The sequence below is a fragment of the Pseudomonas sp. AU12215 genome (assembly GCF_001675465.2).
Classification (GTDB): domain Bacteria; phylum Pseudomonadota; class Gammaproteobacteria; order Pseudomonadales; family Pseudomonadaceae; genus Pseudomonas; species Pseudomonas nitroreducens.
Genome location: NZ_MACM02000098.1, coordinates 1 through 466, shown reverse-complemented (window position 1 = coordinate 466; position 466 = coordinate 1). Strand labels below are relative to the sequence as shown.

Here is a 466-nt window from a genome sequence, read left to right as displayed (position 1 = left end):
AGGTTTTCCACGCCTTCCTGGTTCAGCGTGTTGATCTCGGTGATGTCCATGTTCAGCGAGTCGACCACGGCGGTCTGTTCCTCGGTGGCAGTGGCGACCGACTGGTTCATCGAATCGATCTCGCCGATACGGTGGGTCACGCTGGCCAGGCGTTCGCCGGCGCGGTTGGCGATCTCCACGCTTTCCAGGCTGTAGCGCTGGCTTTCGGTCATGGTGTCCACGGCTTCACGGGCGCCGACCTGCAGCTCCTCGATCATCTTCTGGATTTCCTGCGCGGACTCCTGGGCGCGGTGCGCCAGGTTGCGCACTTCATCCGCCACCACGGCAAAGCCGCGGCCGGCTTCACCAGCACGAGCGGCTTCGATGGCGGCGTTTAGAGCCAGCAGGTTGGTCTGCTCGGAGATGCCTTTGATCACTTCCAGAATCTGGCCGATGTTCACCGTRCGGCTGTTCAGCGCCTCGATGT

Annotated in this window: 1 protein-coding gene; it reads right to left on the bottom strand. The window is 62.6% G+C overall.

What is annotated here, in order from left to right:
* Positions 1-466, bottom strand: a 466-nt coding sequence (locus tag A9513_RS14635) for a methyl-accepting chemotaxis protein (RefSeq protein WP_255302858.1), incomplete at both ends; no start/stop codon positions are given.